At 59.7% G+C, this 17,267-nt stretch carries 17 protein-coding genes and 1 tRNA gene; 9 read left to right on the forward strand and 9 right to left on the reverse strand.

What is annotated here, in order from left to right; genetic code table 11:
- Positions 1-35: 35 nt before the first annotated feature.
- Positions 36-1,226: a formaldehyde dehydrogenase, glutathione-independent gene (gene fdhA, locus BS627_RS05535; RefSeq protein WP_077982915.1), complete on the reverse strand. Its 1,191-nt coding sequence runs from the start codon at positions 1,224-1,226 to the stop codon at positions 36-38.
- 160 nt (positions 1,227-1,386) lie between these two features.
- Positions 1,387-2,259, reverse strand: coding sequence for an ATP-binding protein (locus tag BS627_RS05540; RefSeq protein ID WP_077982246.1), 873 nt, complete (start codon positions 2,257-2,259; stop codon positions 1,387-1,389).
- 206 nt (positions 2,260-2,465) lie between these two features.
- Between BS627_RS05540 and yajC the strand changes: the two genes are divergently transcribed.
- From yajC to BS627_RS05565, 5 genes are all read left to right on the forward strand, one after another.
- Positions 2,466-2,813 carry a preprotein translocase subunit YajC gene (gene yajC, locus BS627_RS05545; protein ID WP_003524964.1) on the forward strand — a complete coding sequence of 116 codons (348 nt, stop codon included), beginning with the start codon at positions 2,466-2,468 and terminating at the stop codon, positions 2,811-2,813.
- An 80-nt stretch (positions 2,814-2,893) separates the two neighbouring features.
- Complete coding sequence (gene secDF / locus BS627_RS05550; protein ID WP_077982247.1) at positions 2,894-5,458, forward strand: protein translocase subunit SecDF; 2,565 nt, start codon at positions 2,894-2,896, stop codon at positions 5,456-5,458.
- Positions 5,458-5,850, forward strand: a complete 393-nt coding sequence (locus tag BS627_RS05555) for an Mth938-like domain-containing protein (protein ID WP_077982248.1) — start codon at positions 5,458-5,460, stop codon at positions 5,848-5,850. The genes secDF and BS627_RS05555 overlap by 1 nt, the downstream gene beginning before the upstream one ends.
- A 23-nt stretch (positions 5,851-5,873) precedes the next feature.
- The gene (locus BS627_RS05560; RefSeq protein ID WP_077982249.1) at positions 5,874-6,719 is read left to right on the forward strand and encodes a phytoene/squalene synthase family protein; all 846 of its coding nucleotides are present in this window, start codon (positions 5,874-5,876) and stop codon (positions 6,717-6,719) included.
- Between the two features lie 143 nt (positions 6,720-6,862).
- Positions 6,863-7,321, forward strand: coding sequence for a hypothetical protein (locus BS627_RS05565; protein WP_077982250.1), 459 nt, complete (start codon positions 6,863-6,865; stop codon positions 7,319-7,321).
- Between the two features lie 19 nt (positions 7,322-7,340).
- Here BS627_RS05565 and BS627_RS05570 read toward each other — a convergent pair whose 3' ends face one another.
- From BS627_RS05570 to lipB, 3 genes are all read right to left on the reverse strand, one after another.
- Positions 7,341-8,276, reverse strand: a complete 936-nt coding sequence (locus BS627_RS05570; protein ID WP_165691197.1) for a DMT family transporter — start codon at positions 8,274-8,276, stop codon at positions 7,341-7,343.
- An 86-nt stretch (positions 8,277-8,362) separates the two neighbouring features.
- Positions 8,363-9,430, reverse strand: a complete 1,068-nt coding sequence (locus BS627_RS05575) for an NAD(P)-dependent alcohol dehydrogenase (protein ID WP_077982251.1) — start codon at positions 9,428-9,430, stop codon at positions 8,363-8,365.
- A 66-nt stretch (positions 9,431-9,496) separates the two neighbouring features.
- Complete coding sequence (gene lipB, locus BS627_RS05580; RefSeq protein WP_089153229.1) at positions 9,497-10,228, reverse strand: lipoyl(octanoyl) transferase LipB; 732 nt, start codon at positions 10,226-10,228, stop codon at positions 9,497-9,499.
- A gap of 189 nt (positions 10,229-10,417) precedes the next feature.
- On the opposite strand from lipB, the gene BS627_RS05585 reads away from it, so the two are divergent.
- Both BS627_RS05585 and BS627_RS05595 read left to right on the forward strand, forming a co-directional pair.
- Positions 10,418-10,502 (forward strand) — tRNA-Leu (locus tag BS627_RS05585).
- A gap of 497 nt (positions 10,503-10,999) precedes the next feature.
- Positions 11,000-11,497 (forward strand): PAS domain-containing protein, encoded by a 498-nt coding sequence (locus BS627_RS05595; RefSeq protein WP_244614230.1) that lies wholly within the window; start codon positions 11,000-11,002, stop codon positions 11,495-11,497.
- A 76-nt stretch (positions 11,498-11,573) separates the two neighbouring features.
- Here BS627_RS05595 and BS627_RS05600 read toward each other — a convergent pair whose 3' ends face one another.
- Entirely contained in the window at positions 11,574-11,741 is a 168-nt protein-coding gene (locus BS627_RS05600) for a Thivi_2564 family membrane protein (RefSeq protein WP_003502827.1), read from the reverse strand.
- Between the two features lie 122 nt (positions 11,742-11,863).
- Between BS627_RS05600 and BS627_RS05605 the strand changes: the two genes are divergently transcribed.
- Positions 11,864-12,292, forward strand: coding sequence for an OsmC family protein (locus BS627_RS05605; RefSeq protein WP_077982254.1), 429 nt, complete (start codon positions 11,864-11,866; stop codon positions 12,290-12,292).
- Positions 12,293-12,295: 3 nt separating this feature from the next.
- Here the strand turns inward: BS627_RS05605 and BS627_RS05610 are convergent, their stop codons facing one another.
- Genes BS627_RS05610 through BS627_RS05620 form a run of 3 tightly spaced genes read right to left on the reverse strand, consistent with a single transcriptional unit; the run spans position 12,296 to position 15,410 of the window.
- Positions 12,296-12,790: a peptide deformylase gene (locus BS627_RS05610; RefSeq protein ID WP_077982255.1), complete on the reverse strand. Its 495-nt coding sequence runs from the start codon at positions 12,788-12,790 to the stop codon at positions 12,296-12,298.
- 17 nt (positions 12,791-12,807) lie between these two features.
- A complete protein-coding gene (locus tag BS627_RS05615) occupies positions 12,808-13,110 on the reverse strand; it encodes a hypothetical protein (protein WP_077982256.1) in 303 nt (100 codons plus the stop codon).
- A complete protein-coding gene (locus BS627_RS05620) occupies positions 13,110-15,410 on the reverse strand; it encodes an FdhF/YdeP family oxidoreductase (protein WP_165691139.1) in 2,301 nt (766 codons plus the stop codon). Before BS627_RS05620 ends, BS627_RS05615 begins: the two co-directional genes overlap by 1 nt.
- Positions 15,411-15,803: 393 nt before the next feature.
- Between BS627_RS05620 and mgtE the strand changes: the two genes are divergently transcribed.
- Positions 15,804-17,231: a magnesium transporter gene (gene mgtE / locus BS627_RS05625; RefSeq protein ID WP_077982258.1), complete on the forward strand. Its 1,428-nt coding sequence runs from the start codon at positions 15,804-15,806 to the stop codon at positions 17,229-17,231.
- Positions 17,232-17,267 lie beyond the last annotated feature (36 nt).

Here is a 17,267-nt window from a genome sequence, read left to right on the forward strand (position 1 = left end):
GGCGCGTTCATTCCATGGAAGAATTGTCGGCTATATCAGGCTGCCTTTAGCAGATCGCCATGCGGATCAAGCACGAACTTGGTGGCCGCGCCCTGATCGAAGCTTTCATATCCCTGCACGGCATCGTCGAGCGCAATGATCTTGGCGTTGACGATATCGGCAATCGGCAGGCGGTCGTGCAGGATCGCCTGCATGAGCTGACGGTTATATTTCAGCACCGGCGTCTGGCCGGTGTGGAAGGATTGCGCCTTCGCCCAGCCGAGGCCGAAGCGCAGCGACAGGGCGCCCTGTTTTGCAGCGTTGTCAACCGCGCCGGGGTCTTCGGTGACGTAAAGCCCGGGAATGCCGATGGAGCCGGCGGCGCGGGTGATTTCCATCATCTGGTTGAGAACGATGGCTGGCTGTTCGCCGCCGGAATGGCCGCGGGCTTCGAAGCCGACGGCGTCGATGGCGCTATCCACCTCGTTGGTGCCGACGATTTCTGCAATCATGTCGCCCAGCCGGTCGCCCTTGGAAAGATCGACGGGTTCAAAACCGACTTTTGCCGCATGGGCGAGACGATCCTTGTTGAAATCGCCGACCATGACAACGGCCGCACCCAGAATGCGGGCGGAGGCGGCGGCAGCAAGGCCGACCGGGCCGGCACCCGCTACATAAACCGTGGAGCCGACGCCGACGCCCGCCTTCACCGCGCCATGGAAGCCGGTCGGCAAAATGTCGGACAGCATGGTGAGGTCGCGGATCTTCGACATCGCCTTGTCGCGATCGGGGAATTTCAGCAGGTTGAAATCGGCATAGGGGATCGTGACATAACGGGCCTGTCCGCCGATCCAGCCGCCCATATCGACATAACCGTAGGCGCCGCCGGCGCGGGCAGGGTTCACGGTCAGGCAGACGCCGGTATCCTGCGACTTGCAGCAGCGGCAACGGCCGCAGGCGACGTTGAACGGCACGGAGACAATGTCGCCGACCTGCAGCATCTCGACGTCGATGCCTTTTTCGATGACTTCGCCGGTGATTTCATGGCCAAGAACAAGGCCTGGCATCGCGGTGGTGCGACCGCGCACCATATGCTGGTCGGAGCCGCAGATATTCGTGGAAATCACCTTGAGAATGACGCCGTGCTCGATGCGGCGGCCATCCGGCGCTTCAAGCTTGGGGTCGTCGATGTCGCGGACTTCGACCTGACCCGGCCGCATGTAAACGACGCCTCTATTCCTGCTCATATCCATCTCCTCCATGGTTCGAACACCGTACCTGTCCGCTCCTCTGCGGCAGGATGACTGGGTGGGTGTAGCAAACCACGGGAGGGGAGATGTGGCGTTCGGGAATACGACACGCGGTGTGGTCGTAACGACACCGTGTTTCGCCCGATGTCAGGGCGCGTTATCTTTCGAGTGGCTTTCTGAGGCGGCCGGCGGCGTCCTGAATATATTGCCAGGCCACACGGCCCGAGCGGCCGCCGCGCGTGGTCGCCCATTCCAGCGCCTCGTGATGCAGCGTTTCACGGTCCAGACCCAGATCGAAATGCGTCGCATAGCTGTCGATCATCGTCAGATAGTCTTCCTGGCCGCATTTATGGAAGCCGAGCCACAGGCCGAAACGGTCCGAAAGCGAGACTTTCTCCTCAACCGCTTCGGATGGATTGATGGCGGTGGACTGCTCGTTCTCCATCATGTGGCGGGGCAGAAGATGGCGGCGGTTGGACGTCGCATAAAAAAGCACATTGTCGGGTCGTCCTTCAATGCCGCCATCCAGCGCCGCCTTCAACGACTTGTAGGCCGTATCGTCATGGTCGAAGGAAAGATCATCGCAGAAGACGATGACGCGATGACCTGACGTCTTCAGGATGTCGAGCAAAGCGGGCAGGGTGTGGATGTCCTCGCGGTGCACTTCCACCAGTTTGAGCGAAACGCCGCTCGCCGTGCGCACATCTTCGTGAACGGCCTTGACCAGCGAGGATTTACCCATGCCGCGCGCGCCCCATAAGAGCACGTTATTGGCGGCAAAACCTTCCGCGAAACGCAGCGTATTTTCGTGGAGGATATCACGCACATGATCGACACCGCGAATGAGTTTCAACGCGATGCGGTTGGGGCGGGGAACCGGCTGGATGAAGGAGTTGACTGGGACCCAGACGAAACAATCGGCCGCATTCCAGTCGTTTACGGCGGGCGCCGGCCCGGCCAGACGTTCCACGGCGATGGTGAGCCGGCGCAGTTCTGAAAGAAGCAGGGAGGCCGTTTCTTCTCGAATCATGGTGTTTCTTCCGCTTGTCTCGTGTTCAAAACTCTGTTTTGCGCCCGGCCTAGCATGGCGTTTCAGGCCCATAAAGGTTAAGAGGTCCGGAATCGGTACGGCGTGGGCCCTGCATCTGTTGCAATCCCGGCGTTCCCCACTATATTCCGGCGGCTTGAAAGCTGGGGCGGCATCCAAGGTCGTGCCGTAATTCTGAGGAGTTTTATATGTTCATTAGTCAAGCTTTTGCCCAGGACGCAGCAGGCGGCGCATCGGCCTTCGGTTCCGGCCTTGAAATGCTTTTCCTGTTTGCGCCGCTCATGGTGGTCTGGTACTTTTTCCTTATTCGCCCGCAGCGTGCGCAGATGAAGAAGCGCCAGGAAACGCTGACCAATATTCGCCGCGGCGATCAGGTCGTTCTCGGCGGAGGCATCGTCGGCAAGGTGACCAAGGTCATCGATGACAATGAGCTCGAAGTCGAAATTGCTGAAGGCGTGAAAATCCGTGCCGCCCGCGCCTACATTGCCGAAGTGCGTGTGAAGGGCGAAGTGGTCAAGACGGAAGCCGCTTCCTGATCCTGCCGGATTATCGAATGCCCGATTGCGAATTTTGACGGGTTGCGCGTAGCGCGACCCCAACCCTGACCGAGATCGAAATGCTTCATTTTTCCCGTTGGAAAACAGTCTTCATCTGGCTGCTTGTGCTGGCAAGCGTCGTCATCGCCTCTCCCAACCTGTTTACGGACAAGCAACTGGAAGGCATGCCTGCCTGGTACAAGGACAACAAGGTAACGCTCGGTCTCGACCTTCAGGGCGGTTCGCACATCATGCTCAAGATCGAGCGTTCCGACATCGTCAAGGAACGGCTTGAAACGATCGTGGGCGATGTGCGTACGCAGCTTCGCGACGCCAACATCCGCTATTCGGGGCTTACCGGCAACGGGCAGCAGATCCAGGTCCGCATCAGCGACCCCGCTCAGGTGGAAGCAGCAAAGAATGCACTTCGTGAACTGACGCAGCCGGTGTCCGCCGGCACGCTGGTTGGCGGCTCCATCACCGAAGTGACGATGAATGACGGCGGCGACAATCTGCTCAGGCTCAACCTGACGGATGAAGGCATCGACTACCGTCTGTCGTCCGCCGTGTCGCAGTCCATCGAGGTCGTGCGTCGCCGCGTTGACGAAGTCGGCACCACCGAGCCTCTCATCCAGCGTCAGGGGTCGGACCGCATCATCGTGCAGGTGCCCGGCCTTCAGGATCCGCAGCGCCTGAAATCGCTTTTGAACCAGACGGCAAAGCTGTCCTTCCGCATGGTAGATACCACCATGCCGGTACAGGAAGCTATGAATGGTCGTCCGCCCGCGACCTCCGAGGTTCTCTATTCGCAGGACGATCCCCCGGTTCCCTATCTGGTGGAACGCCGTGCGCTTGTTTCCGGCGACAATCTCGTCGACGCGCAGGCAAGCTTCAACCAGCAGACCAACGAGCCGGTCGTTACCTTCCGTTTCGACAGCCGCGGTGCGCAGCGCTTTGCGCAGGCGACGCAGCAGAATGTCGGCAAGCCTTTCGCCATCGTGCTCGATAATCAGGTCATCTCCGCGCCTGTCATCCGTGAGCCGATCATCGGCGGTTCGGGACAAATCTCCGGTAATTTCTCGGTGCAGGGCGCCAACGATCTCGCGGTTCTGCTCCGCGCCGGCGCGCTGCCGGCCACGCTGACCGTGGTTGAAGAGCGCACCGTCGGTCCGAGCCTCGGTAGCGACTCCATCACCGCCGGCCTGACGGCCAGCGCGATCGGCGCCGTCGGCGTCCTCATCTTCATGTTCGTCTTCTACGGCTTCTTCGGCCTGCTGGCGAATATCGCCCTTATCGTCAACGTCGTGATGCTGATTGCGGTGCTGAGTGTGATCGGATCGACGCTGACGCTACCGGGTATTGCTGGTATCGTCTTGACCATCGGCATGGCCGTGGATTCCAACGTTCTGATCTACGAGCGCATACGCGAAGAGGTGAAGAGCGGGAAACCGCTGATCCAGGCGCTGGATAACGGTTTTACACGCGCCTTTGCGACCATTGTCGACGCCAACCTGACGACGCTGATCGTGGCTAGCGTGTTGTTCTACATGGGTACCGGTCCGGTCAAGGGCTTCGCGGTCACGCTGGCCGTCGGTATCATCACAACCGTCTTCACGGCCTATACGCTGACGGCGTGGATGTTCGGCTACTGGGTTCGCCGCAGTCGTCCGAAACACTTGCCGAAGGGTGTCCGCACCGCCATGTTCGACGGCCGCGATATCCCCTTCATGCGCTACCGTCGCGTGGTCTTCATGATCACCGGCGCTGTGATGCTCGCCTGTGTCGGCGGCTTCGTCGCCAAGGGGCTTAACCTCGGTATCGATTTCCAGGGCGGCTCGGTCATCGAAGTGCGCGCCAAGCAGGGCGATGCCGATATTGCCGATATTCGCGATCGTCTGAACCAGCTGAACCTCGGTGAAATCCAGGCGCAGAATTTCGGTACGCCGCAGGATGTTCTCATCCGCATCCAGGCGCAGGACGGCGGGGAAAATGCCGAACAGTCCGCCATCACCATGGTGCGCGGTGAGCTTGAGGACAAATATGACTTCCGCCGTGTAGAAGTTGTCGGCCCTGCCGTTTCCGGCGACCTGACCACGTCCTCCACTATCGGCGTAGTGCTCGCCATGGCGGCGATCATGGTCTATATCTGGGTTCGTTTCGAGTGGCAGTTCGCGCTCGGTGCGGTCATCTCCATGGTGCACGACGTGGTCTTCACGATAGGCTTGTTCGTGTTCCTCGGAATAGAATTCAACCTGACCAGTATCGCGGCGATTTTGACGATCATCGGTTATTCGTTGAACGACACCGTCGTCATCTATGACCGCATCCGCGAAAACCTCAGGCGCTATAAGAAGATGCCGTTGCCGATGATTATCGACGCGTCGCTAAACCAGACGCTGTCGCGTACCATCCTTACCGGTCTGACCGTGCTGCTGGCACTGCTCGCGCTCTACCTCTTCGGCGGCGAGGTCATCCGCTCATTCACCTTCGCCATGCTGTTCGGCGTCGGTATCGGGGTGTTCTCCTCGGTCTATATCGCAGCTCCGGTGCTGATTGCGTTCAAGCTGCGCCCCGAAAGCAAGGATGCGGAAGACGAGAAGGACGACAAGTCCGGTAACGCCATCGGCGGCAAGCCTGCCGTCTGATGGCTGGCGGGATCGAAATACGCCCGGCCCATTTTCCCGGCCGGGCGCCCATCGATGCCTATGGCAACGGCGGGTTCCGTTTTGCCGACATGTCGCATCGCGGTTCGCTGCTGCTCCTGCCTTCGGGTATCTATGGGTGGGAGCCCGTTGATGCGAAAGAATTGACTGTCGGACATTTCGAAAAGCTTCTGGCGGAAGCGCAGGATATCGAAGTGCTGTTGATCGGAACGGGTGATGGCATGCGGGTTCTGCCGAAGGAATTGCGCGCCGCCTTCAAGGAGGCGGGCATTGCCGTTGACCCGATGAGCACGGGCGCCGCCGTGCGCACCTATAATATCATGCTGTCGGAATCGCGCGCTGTGGCTGCGGCGCTGATTGCCGTCGAAGGCTGACAGGACGTTTCGCGCGGGGAACCATGGCACCCACAGAAAATCTCGACGTCTGCCTCGCGACGCTGCGCGATACCGATCGCGATCGCTATCTCGCGTCTCTTCTGTCGCCCGCAGACAGGCGCAATGCCCTTGCCGCATTATACGCCTTCAACGCCGAAATCGCCCGCATCCGCGATTCCGTGCGCGAAGCACTGCCCGGCGAGGTGCGCATGCAATGGTGGCGCGATCTTCTCGACGGCAATCCACACGGCGACAGCCAATCCCACCCGGTGGCTGCAGCGCTTTTGACGACGATCGAGCACTATCGCCTGCCGCGTCCGGTTCTGGCCAATATGATCGAGGCGCGTATCTTCGATCTCTATGACGACCTGTTCGAGGATCGCAATGCGCTGGAAGGCTATGCCGGAGAGACTGCATCCGCATTGATCCAGCTTGCAAGTCTCGTGCTTTCCACTGAAGACGCCGCATCCAGCGCGGAGGCGGCAGGGCACGCGGGCGTGGCGCAGGCCATGGCCGGCATGTTGCTGCTCATGCCGCTGCACCGGCGTCGCGGGCAGGTCTATATTCCCGCCGATATGCTGGCTGCGGCCGGGCTAGACCGCGAAACATTTCTCGAAGGGCAGGACAGGCAGCGCATCGGTATCGCCATTGAAATTTTTGCGGCCCATGCGCTGGATCATATCGAGAAGGCGAGGCGTGCGAAGATTTCGAAAAATGTCTTTGCCGCCTATCTTCCCGTCGCCCTGTCCGGTCCGGTCATAGCTGCCGCGAGAAAGGCAGGGAGCGGCGTATTTGACGGCGACCTGCAACTGTCGCAGCTTCGCCGGCAATGGCTGCTGGCAAAGGCTTCCTTCCTCAAGCGTTTCTAATGGCGCTGACTGAGCCAGGCTGCGAATCGAGGTCGATCCCGCTAGCCACACTTCACACAAGCCTCGGTCTATATGAACCTGAATCGGTTCGCATCGTTTCGATTCGCGAATCTTGATGTTGTTATACTGAGGGAGCGCCCCGGATGAATATTGCGATCTGGATTATCGTTTTCGTGCTGCTTTCAGTCTTTGCCGTTTACGCCTGGCGCATGTCGCGGGCGACGGATGAGGATAACAGTCATGATGTGGGGCAGGCGATCATGGATTTCGCCCGCGCCTTTCCCAATGAGGCGATCAGAAGCCTGCATATGACGGCGGATGGTGGTGGTGCCTTCGTGCGGCTGCACGACAACAAGGCCGGCTTCATGCGCAATATGGGATCGCATTATGTGTGCGTGATGATCGATCCCGAGCGCATCCGGGTCGAAAGTCTTGAGAGCGGTGACGGTTTCGTCGTCACCTTCTTTGACATGCCGAAATATAGCGGCTCATACCGGTTCAAGTCGGCCGGAGAGGCGGCCGAGGTTTCCCTCTGGCTGCTTGGCAGTCTCGTGGAGGCGCAAGATCACCACGACGAAGGGCCGCTGCCCTCGAAGAGTTGAGAAATAACTGTGCCGGCTGTCATTGTCCGTCAAGCGGCGGGTTTGCGCCGTCTTTCTGGCGCTCGCGCCAGATGATGAACAGGCCGGATGCGACGATAATGACGATGCCAAGCCATTTCGACGGCGTCGGGAAATCTGAAAACAGCGCAAAACCGAGGATCGTCGCCGAGATGATCTCGAAATACTGGAACGGCGCCAGCAGAGAAAGCGGCGCCAGCCGGAAGGCCCTGACGATCAACAGGTGCATGTAGCCGGATATCGATCCCAATAATACGAGAAGGGCAAGGGCGAAGCCGGATTGCGGAAGCGAGACGGCGAAATCCCTGTCGCCTAGCGCATCACCGGCGAAGAGTGCGGCACCCATGAATACGGTCCCCGCGATGCCGGACATGGTCTGCATGACCAACGGGCTGTCGGCATCGCCGATGGCGCGGTTCAAAAAGAGGTAGAGCGTATAAAGAAAGGCGCAGGCAACCGGCAGAAGCGACGTCCAGCCGAAGATTTCGAAGCTGGGCTGGATGACGATCAGCGCGCCGCCGAAGCCCACCGCAATCGCGGTCCAGCGCTTCCAGCCCACTTTGTCGCCGAGGAAGAGGGCCGACATCATGGTCAGCATGAAGGGCTCGACGAAATAGATTGCGAAGACATCGGCGAGCGGCATGTATTTGACGGCGGCGAAGAACATCAGGCTGGCCGAGGCGTGCAGGACGCCACGCAGGCAGTTCATCCATGGCCGCTTGGCGCTGAACAGCGCCCTGGGCGACACCACGATCAGCAGCGGCAGGGTGCAGAGCAGCTGGAAAAAGAAGCGATAGAAGGTCACCTGCGCTGGCGACATGCCACCGCTTACCGCCATGTATTTGGCAATCGCATCCATGACCGGCAGCACCAGCATGCAACCCGCCATGATGGTCATGCCCCTGGCGATATCGTTGAAACCGGTCTGGCTGGTCATGGATCGGGAAGTCATGGGGCAGGCTGCGCTTTCGACCGAAAGGTCCAACGGGAAAGGGGCGCCCGCAAGGTCGCCCCCTTTCAGGGTCAGGCGGCCTTCTGGCGCGGCAGGCTCTTCATATCAATGACGAAGCGATAACGCACATCGCTTTTTATCATGCGTTCATAAGCGTCGTTGATCTGATCGATATCGATCATCTCGATTTCGGCGGCGATGCCTTTTTCGGCGCAAAAATCGAGCATTTCCTGCGTCTCGGGAATGCCGCCGATCATCGAGCCGGCAAAGGTCTTGCGGCCGGGAATGAGGCTGAAGGCCATCACCGAGAGCGGCTTTTCCGGCGCGCCCACCTGGACCAGCGCGCCGTCACGTTTCAGCAGCGCCAGATAGGCGTTGATGTCATGGTCGGCGGCCACGGCATCGATGATGAGATCGAGGCTCGAAGCGGCCTTCTTCATCTGCTCGGCGTCGCGTGAGACGATCACCTCGTGGGCGCCGAGCTTTTTCGCATCCTCCGCTTTGGCGGGCGAGGTGGTGATCATCACCACCTTTGCGCCCATGGCATTGGCGAGCTTGACGGCCATATGGCCGAGACCGCCAAGACCGACGACGCCGACACGTTTGCCGGGTCCGGCGTTCCAGTGACGCAGCGGCGAATAGGTGGTGATACCCGCGCAGAGCAGGGGTGCTGCTGCCGCCGGATCGAGGCCTTCGGGAATGTTGAGGACGTAACGGTCATCGACGACCACATGGGCGGAATAGCCGCCAAGCGTATGCGCGCCGGCGCCCATCGCCTTGTCGGGGGAATTATAGGTGCCGGTCATGCCGTTTTCGCAATATTGCTCCAGACCCTCGGCGCAGCTTGCGCATTCCCGGCAGCTATCGACAATACAGCCGACGCCGACGCGGTCGCCCGCCTTGAACCGGGTGACCTGCGAGCCGACACGGCCGACGCGGCCGATGATTTCGTGGCCGGGAACGCAAGGGTAGAGGGAGCCCGCCCATTCGCTGCGGGCCGTGTGGATATCGGAGTGGCAGACGCCACAGAATTCGATCTCGATTTCGACGTCGCGCGGGCCGGGATCGCGACGCTTGATGGTCGCAAGCTTCATCGGCGAAGAACCGTCATCGCAGGCATAAGCGGATGTTGTGAACATGATCGTTCCTCCTCTTGTGGTGATCGATGCTGGAAACACCGGCCTGCGGCAAAGGTTGCGGTGGGATCAGCCGCTTGCGCCGGTTTCGGGCACTGCCGGGCCAAAAACCTCCTCGAAGGCCTCGCGCAGCAGAACGTCGACGTCTCCGATCATAACCGGCAATCCAAGATCGACAAGGCTGGTGACGCCATAGGCGCTGATGCCACAGGGAACGATGCCGGAAAAATGCGATAGGTCGGGATCGACATTGATCGAGAGCCCGTGGAAGCTCACCCATTTGCGCAGCCTGATGCCAAGCGCCGCGATCTTATCCTCGGCCATGCCGCCATCGGGAAGCAGTGGTTTCTCCGGCCGCCTGACCCAGACGCCGACGCGGTCCTCGCGCCGCTCGCCACGGACATTCATCTTGTCGAGCGTGCGGATGATGACATCCTCCAGCGCCGCCACATAGGCGCGGACATCCTGCCGCCGCCGTTTCAGATCGAGCATCACGTAGACAACCCGCTGGCCTGGCCCGTGATAGGTATATTCACCGCCGCGACCCGTGGCGAAGACGGGGAAACGCTCCGGCTCTATAAGGTCGGCGGCATCGGCGCTGGTGCCGGCGGTGTAGAGCGGCGGATGTTCCAGAAGCCAGACGAGTTCATCGGCCTCGCCGCTGGCGATGGCGGCGACTTCACGCTCCATTTCCTCAATCGCCTGCTCATAGGGCACGAGGCCTTCCGAGATTCGCCAGCGAACGGGCGGCGAACCGGGAGCGGGCAGCATGTTTGTCTCTATATCGGTGCGTGTGAGCATGAAAAAGTCCTTTCCACAGCCTTCTCGCAAAATGGCGAGACGGCCGCAACCCCAGCATTTCCGGGCTTCCTGCATATAGGATGGTGCGGTGCGATTTTTAATTTCAAAAAACTGTCACGACGCTCTTGTGCACCGAAAATCCTTTTGCTACATGCACCCCCGTCGGCGCAAGTCGACGCCTACCACGATGCGGTCGTGGCGGAATTGGTAGACGCGCAGCGTTGAGGTCGCTGTGGGGCAACCCGTGGAAGTTCGAGTCTTCTCGACCGCACCAAAGAAACCCGCTTCGGCGGGTTTTTTCTTTTTTAGCCAGTCGTTTAGATAGCTTTCTGTTTTCTGCTCGCGGTTTCGTTGGAACAGAGCTCGGGCGGCTTCGATGTGATTTTCGTCACTACCCGGGCTTTATAATTTGGTTCGGAGAACTCTCGACCTGCCGCTACTTCAGCATGCTCGTCGCGACCTAGCGTCGAATGATATTTGAGGCGGTACCATTTCCCTGATGGTTGCCATCTCCGACGCGATACGGGTCACCGTCCATCACTTGGTCCATGCGCCATTGAGACCCTCGATATGGGCTTTCCCACGTCTGGCACCCGGCAAGAGCGGCAGTTGCCGTCAGCACTCCGAAAGTGAGAGCGGTTCGCAGCATATTAGCCTCCTATGAAATTTCGTCGCACAGTTATGTAGGACGAGGTTGGCGGCTTTGCGATGTCCCCCAGGAATTTATCGCTCCTTTGAGACCGTACTCGATCTGACCGGCGTGAAATTTCGGTGGATATCAATGCACGCTCCGGTGGACATCGGCCTCACCCTAAAAAACGAGGGGTGGAATATCAGAGGTCTGATGTTAGCTTTCGTCAGGAAAAATGTCCGGGGGGTTTCGTGCTGGGGGACAAAACGGATTCAGACAATGCGCTTGGCTATTACATGTGGAGTATTTCCGACAACAGGCTGATCATGGATGCCGTCACCGCGGAGTGTCATGGTTTTTCGGAACCGGTTGCGTCACGCGGGGTGACGATCGAGGCTATACTCGAAAGAATAGATGTCGAAATGCGCGATCAGGTGGCGCAGGCCATTTTTGAGAGCATTACGACAGGTGTTTTTTTTGACCAGCGTTATAAGGTCAATCTGCCGGACGGATCGAAACGATGGATCGTGGCGAAGGGCAGGGCGATTTTTGATGCCGACAATACGCCGTTTCTGGGCATTGGCAGCGTTCGGGATATTACCCTGAAAAAAACCTATCAGTTCGAGCCTCGGCAATAGCAATCCGGGCTTTTGAAACCGCGCATAAAAAGAGGCGGCCTTCGCCGCCTTTTTTCATCTGCACCGTGCTTGGACATCAGAAGACGGCAAGATATTTCAGCAGCGAAATAATGCCGATGATGATGACGATCACCTGCGCAATCTGTTTCGCACCGCCGCCGACCGGCAGGCGCGCGATAAGCCACAAGACGAGCACAATCACCAGAAAGGTGATCAGAATGCTGACGAGCGTAGATGTAACCATATGTCCCAGCTCCCTGTAAAATAAAGGCTTCAACGGTCGTTCACCGTTGTGTGAGTAAAAAGCGCCAGATAGATTTTTGTTCCATGCAGTTGATTGCGCGCGATTAAATTAGGACTTGCTGAATGGCAGATGGTGGGAAGGTGAAGTTGCGTCCCGTGGGGGCGAGGGCCGAGGTGGGGCGGCTCGGTCGCCCCGCCATTTCGACGGTGACAGGCGGTAAACTGGATCTCGTGACCGGCGTTGCAGAGCCGGGATTCAACCCGATTGATCTACTGTATTCGTCACTCGCCGCCTGTCTTGCACTCAGCGCCCGGATCGCCGCCAGTCGGCTAGGTTTGCTGGAGCGCTTCAATGGTGTGGTTGTCGAGGTCACGGGCGAAAAATCCGCCGAGGAGCCGTACAGCATTGTCCGTTTCGACATTGGCATCGCGGTGAGCGGCGATTTCGATGAGAATAGCCGCAACGCCATTGCCCATCTTGCCGAGGATATATGCACTGTCAGCAACACGCTGAAGGGCGATGCGGAATTCGCGATGTCTGTTACCGGCTGACGATCAAGGCTTCCGGGATTTCTCCCATTTTTTCACCAGCCGGTCGCGCTTGAGCTTCGAGAGGCGCTTCAGCCAGAAAATGCCATCCAGCTGGTCGATCTCGTGCTGGATGCAGACGGCGTGAAATCCCTCGGCGGTCTGCCGGTGTTCGCCGCCGGATATGTCCCGAAACCTCACCTCGACACTGCAAGGCCGCTCCACCTCGTCGGTAAAGCCCGGCATGGAGACGCTGCCCTCCATATGGCGCATGGTCTGCGTGGATTGGCTGATTATTTCGGGATTGATGTAGGTCAGGACGGTTCCCGGTGTCAGTTCCAACACGAAAACCCGCTGTTTTATGCCGATGTGGGCGGCGGTGATGCCGACGCCGGGTGCAGCGCGCATCGTGTCGATCAGGTCCGTTACCAGCTGTTGCAATTGCCCGTCGAAAGCCGTGACCGGCGCGCAGATTTCGGACAAACCGGGATGAGGGTAGGGCAGGATCGGCCTGATTGCCAAGGAATGCTCCGTTCGTTTCAAATCCGCAGGGACGCCGCCGCGAGGGCCTGTCCTTCTTCGGTTGCCTCCAGAAAGCTGCGCTGGGTGCGGGCATCGCGTTGTGTCACCCGCACGAAACGTGGCGACAGGGCTGTGATTTCGCGCAGAATGAGGGCGTGCGCAAGCCCCAGCCGATTGGCGATGCTGCGGCTGTCAGCGGCGATGTTGAGACGAAGCGAAAGAAGGATCGCCGCGCCCGTGGCTGTCAGCGCCCGTGAGGAGCTTTCCTGAACCCGGTCCACCGCCGCCATGAACGCGGCGGCGGACTGCGCCTCGTCCATCAGGAGGCGTCCGGGCGCAGGCGAACAGAGACGAGCACCGATTTCGATGTCGGCGTGAAACTGTCTTCGCCATAGCTCGATAGCGGCACCAGCACGTTCAGTTCCGGATAATAACCGCCGACGCTGCCCTGCGGGATATTATAGGGCACCAGCCGGAAATTCCGCGCAATGCGTTCCACGCCGTCGCCATATTCGCCGATGACATCGACACGCTGGCGGGAATGGGCGCCGAGCGTTTCCATGTCCTTCGGGTTCATGAAGATGACGTGGCGCTCGCCATAGACGCCGCGATAACGGTCGTCCATGCCGTAGATCGTGGTGTTGTATTGATCGTGGCTGCGGAAGGTCTGCAAGACAAACAGGTCATCGCGCGTGAGCGCCTGCTGGTGTTCGGTCTGTTCGGGTAGCGGACCGCTATAGAAGGTGGCCTTTTTCGCCGGCGTGTTCCATTCCCGTTCGGCTGCTGCGTTGCGCAGATGAAAACCGCGCGGCACGCGTACGCGCTCGTTGAAATTATCGAAACCGGGAATGACCCGCTCGATCATGTCGCGGATGAGGTCGTAATCATCGGCAAGCGCCTTCCAGTCGACATGGGCATTGCCAAGCGTCGCCTCGGCGATGCCAGCGACGATGGCCACTTCCGAACGCAGCTCATCCGAGGCCGGTGGATTGATGCCGCCGGAACCGTGCACCATGCTCATGGAATCCTCCACCGTGACGATCTGCGAGCGCCCGGCCGAATTGCGGTCGATTTCCGTTCGGCCGAGGCAGGGCAGCACAAAGGAGGTTTCGCCCGGCACCAAGTGCGAATGGTTGAGCTTGGTGGCGATGTTGACGGTCAGCTTCTGCTTTTCGAAAGCCTTGACGATCAGCGGGCTGTCGGGCGTCGCCCGCATGAAATTGCCGCCGAGCGCGATGAAAGTCTGAGCCTTGCCGTCCAGCATCGCGGCGACGGCTTCGACGGTATTGTGGCCGGGCTTGCGCGGCATGGGGACGCCAAGTTCCTTTTCCAGCGCATCGAGAAGCGCGGGCGGGGCTTTTTCATCGATGCCGACGGTGCGGTCGCCCTGCACGTTGGAATGGCCGCGCACGGGGCAAAGGCCGGCGCCCGGACGGCCGATATTGCCACGCAGCAGCATGAAATTGGTGATCTCGCGAACGATAATGACCGAATGCCTGTGCTGCGTGACACCCATGGCCCAGGTGGCGATGACGGAACCGGCGTTCATGTAGATGCGGGCGGCTTCCTCGATCTCCGCGCGGGTGAGGCCGGACTGGTCGAGGATGCTCTCCCAGCTCGTCGCATCGACGGCGGCGCGATAGGCATCGAATTCGGCCGCATGTTCGGCGATGAAGTCGTAGTCGATGATGGCGGGCTCGCCCGCCGCCCTTGCTGCATCGTCGGCGGCGAAGACTGCCTTGCTCATGCCGCGCACTGCCGCCATATCGCCACCCTGACGCGGCTGGTAATAGTTGGTGGCGATTTTCGTGCTGCTGCCGGTGATCATTTCGATCTTGTCCTGGGGGTCGGCGAAACGCTCGAGACCCTTTTCCCGGATGGGATTAAAGACAGCGATGCGGGCGCCGCGAAGGGCGGCGCGGCGCAAGTCGCCAAGCATGCGTGGATGGTTGGTACCGGGATTTTGCCCGATGACGAAAATGGCGTCCGTCTGCTCGAAATCCTCCAGCAGCACCGTGCCCTTGCCGACGCCGATCGATTCTTTCAGGCCGACGCCGCTCGCCTCGTGACACATGTTGGAGCAGTCGGGGAAATTATTGGTACCGTAAAGCCTGACCATCAACTGATAGAGGAAGGCCGCCTCGTTGGAGGCGCGGCCGGAGGTATAGAACTCAGCCCGGTCGGGACTGTCGAGGCTGTTGAGGATACGGCCGATTTCGGCGAAGGCATCGTCCCAGGAGACAGGCAGATATCTGTCGCTCGCCCGGTCATAACGCATGGGATGGGTGAGGCGGCCCTGTTTTTCCAGTTCGTAATCAGACCAGCTGCGCAGTTCGGATACGGTGCGGCTGGCGAAGAAATCCGGCGGCACCCGGGCTTCCGTTGCTTCCCATGACACCGCCTTGACGCCGTTTTCGCAGAACTCGAAAGAGGAGCCATGTTCCGGGTCTCCCCAGGCGCAGCCCGGGCAGTCGAATCCATCCGGCTGGTTGGTCTTCAAAAGCGTGCGGGCGCCGGAAATCGGGGCGCCGGATTCCAGGAGGCGTTTGCCGACGCTTTTGAGTGCGCCCCAGCCACCTGCGGCGGAGGATGCCTTGCCTATGAAATCCGTCTTGCTCATGATTGTGATTCCCGGGATGTGTCTTCTTGTGCGCGCCCGACGGCGCTTGCCGTTTGTCAAAAGCATCTTCAAAAGCGCTGATCCGCACCGCCTGTCAATGTCTTAATTGTGCATTGCGGCAAAACCTTTGTTCGCCCATTCGACATTTAAAACGGGAACGGCGTAAAGGGGGTGGACGTTGTCGTAAAACAAGCCGCGCAGATTGGCTAAACATGCTTATGGCCGCTGGCTGAGACCCTGCCGGCCAATAGGAAGAGGAATGTCGAATGGATTTTTTGCCGCGGCCGGAGAGCTTGCGTATTTGCTGCTACCCGGTTGTTGACAATATACCTTTTAACGCCATTCTGCCTGCGCATCCGTGCACTGCCATATTTGAATACAAGGGGACGCCAGATGACAGACCGTGACGACGATCCTGTCGCGCCCGAGGACATGAAGCCGACGGAAGCGCCCTCCGATATCTACGCCGAAGACGGTTCGGTACGCTCCGATTTTCTGACGATGGTGGGTGCGGCGATCGCTGACCGCGATCTGCTTTTCCTGCGCAAGAATGTGGCGCGGCTGCACGAATCGGAACTCGGTGACCTGCTGGAATCCATCCTGCCGGAACAGCGCCATGCGCTGGTGCGGCTTCTCGGTTCCGATTTCGACATGACGGCGCTGACCGAGGTGGATGAGGGCATCCGTCTCGATATCGTTGACCAGATGTCGAATGAACAGATTGCCGCCGGCATTGGCGAGCTGGATTCGGACGACGCCGTCTATATTCTCGAGGACCTCGACGACGAAGACCGCGAGGATATTCTCTCGCAACTGCCGTTCACCGAACGCGTGCGGCTGATGCGGGCGCTGGATTATCCAGAAAGTTCGGCCGGTCGCCGCATGCAGACGGAATTCGTCGCCGTGCCGCCGTTCTGGACCGTGGGGCAGACCATCGACTACCTGCGCGAGGAGGAGGAGCTGCCGGAATCCTTTTCGCAGATTTTTGTCATCGATCCCACCTTCAAGCTGGTCGGCGCGCTCGATCTCGACAGGGTTCTGCGCGCCAAACGTCAGGTGAAGATCGAAACGATCATGCACGAGACCAACCACTCCATTCCGGCGGAGATGGACCAGGAAGAGGCCGCGCAGCTTTTCGAGCAATATGACCTTCTCTCCGCCGCCGTGGTCGATGATAACGGCCGACTGGTGGGCGTGCTGACCATCGATGACGTGGTGGACGTCATTCAGGAAGAGGCCGAGGAGGATTTGCTGCGCCTTGGCGGTGTCGGTGACGAAGAGCTGTCGGACTCGATTGCCAGCACGTCCCGTTCGCGCGTGCCCTGGCTTGCGGTTAACCTTATCACCGCCTTTCTCTCCGCCTCTGTCATCAGCCTGTTCGATGCAACGATCCAGCAGATCGTCGCGCTGGCGATCCTGATGCCGGCGGTGGCCGGTATGGGCGGTAATGCCGGATCGCAGACCATGACGGTGTCGGTGCGGGCGCTCGCCACCAAAAGCCTCGATATTCACAACGCTGCGCGCATCATCCGGCGCGAGGCGGGCGTGGGTATTCTGAATGGCATGCTGTTCGGCTGCGCCATCGGCATCGTTGCCGGTATCTGGTTTCAGGATATCCATATCGGCGGCATCATCGCCACGGCCATGTGCCTCAACATGCTGGCGGCGGCGCTGGCGGGCATTCTCATTCCGCTGGTGCTCGACAAGTTTGGCGCGGACCCGGCGGTCTCGTCGGCAGTTTTCGTGACGGCGGTCACCGATATTGTCGGCTTCTTCGCCTTTCTGGGGATCGCGACCTGGTGGTACGGTATTTCCGGATAGGGCCAGACGGGCGAAAATTGACTTTTACGTGAAGGT

Source organism: Agrobacterium salinitolerans (genome assembly GCF_002008225.1).
GTDB classification, from domain to species: Bacteria; Pseudomonadota; Alphaproteobacteria; order Rhizobiales; family Rhizobiaceae; genus Agrobacterium; species Agrobacterium salinitolerans.

Bases quoted from the DNA above. Each gene is read 5' to 3' on its own strand.
- fdhA (WP_077982915.1), bottom strand. From the start codon at position 1,226: ATGAGCAGGAATAGAGGCGTCGTTTACATGCGGCCGGGTCAGGTCGAA.
- BS627_RS05540 (WP_077982246.1), bottom strand. From the start codon at position 2,259: ATGATTCGAGAAGAAACGGCCTCCCTGCTTCTTTCAGAACTGCGCCGG.
- yajC (WP_003524964.1), top strand. From the start codon at position 2,466: ATGTTCATTAGTCAAGCTTTTGCCCAGGACGCAGCAGGCGGCGCATCG.
- secDF (WP_077982247.1), top strand. From the start codon at position 2,894: ATGCTTCATTTTTCCCGTTGGAAAACAGTCTTCATCTGGCTGCTTGTG.
- BS627_RS05555 (WP_077982248.1), top strand. From the start codon at position 5,458: ATGGCTGGCGGGATCGAAATACGCCCGGCCCATTTTCCCGGCCGGGCG.
- BS627_RS05560 (WP_077982249.1), top strand. From the start codon at position 5,874: ATGGCACCCACAGAAAATCTCGACGTCTGCCTCGCGACGCTGCGCGAT.
- BS627_RS05565 (WP_077982250.1), top strand. From the start codon at position 6,863: ATGAATATTGCGATCTGGATTATCGTTTTCGTGCTGCTTTCAGTCTTT.
- BS627_RS05570 (WP_165691197.1), bottom strand. From the start codon at position 8,276: ATGACCAGCCAGACCGGTTTCAACGATATCGCCAGGGGCATGACCATC.
- BS627_RS05575 (WP_077982251.1), bottom strand. From the start codon at position 9,430: ATGTTCACAACATCCGCTTATGCCTGCGATGACGGTTCTTCGCCGATG.
- lipB (WP_089153229.1), bottom strand. From the start codon at position 10,228: ATGCTCACACGCACCGATATAGAGACAAACATGCTGCCCGCTCCCGGT.
- BS627_RS05600 (WP_003502827.1), bottom strand. From the start codon at position 11,741: ATGGTTACATCTACGCTCGTCAGCATTCTGATCACCTTTCTGGTGATT.
- BS627_RS05605 (WP_077982254.1), top strand. From the start codon at position 11,864: ATGGCAGATGGTGGGAAGGTGAAGTTGCGTCCCGTGGGGGCGAGGGCC.
- BS627_RS05615 (WP_077982256.1), bottom strand. From the start codon at position 13,110: ATGGACGAGGCGCAGTCCGCCGCCGCGTTCATGGCGGCGGTGGACCGG.
- BS627_RS05620 (WP_165691139.1), bottom strand. From the start codon at position 15,410: ATGAGCAAGACGGATTTCATAGGCAAGGCATCCTCCGCCGCAGGTGGC.
- mgtE (WP_077982258.1), top strand. From the start codon at position 15,804: ATGACAGACCGTGACGACGATCCTGTCGCGCCCGAGGACATGAAGCCG.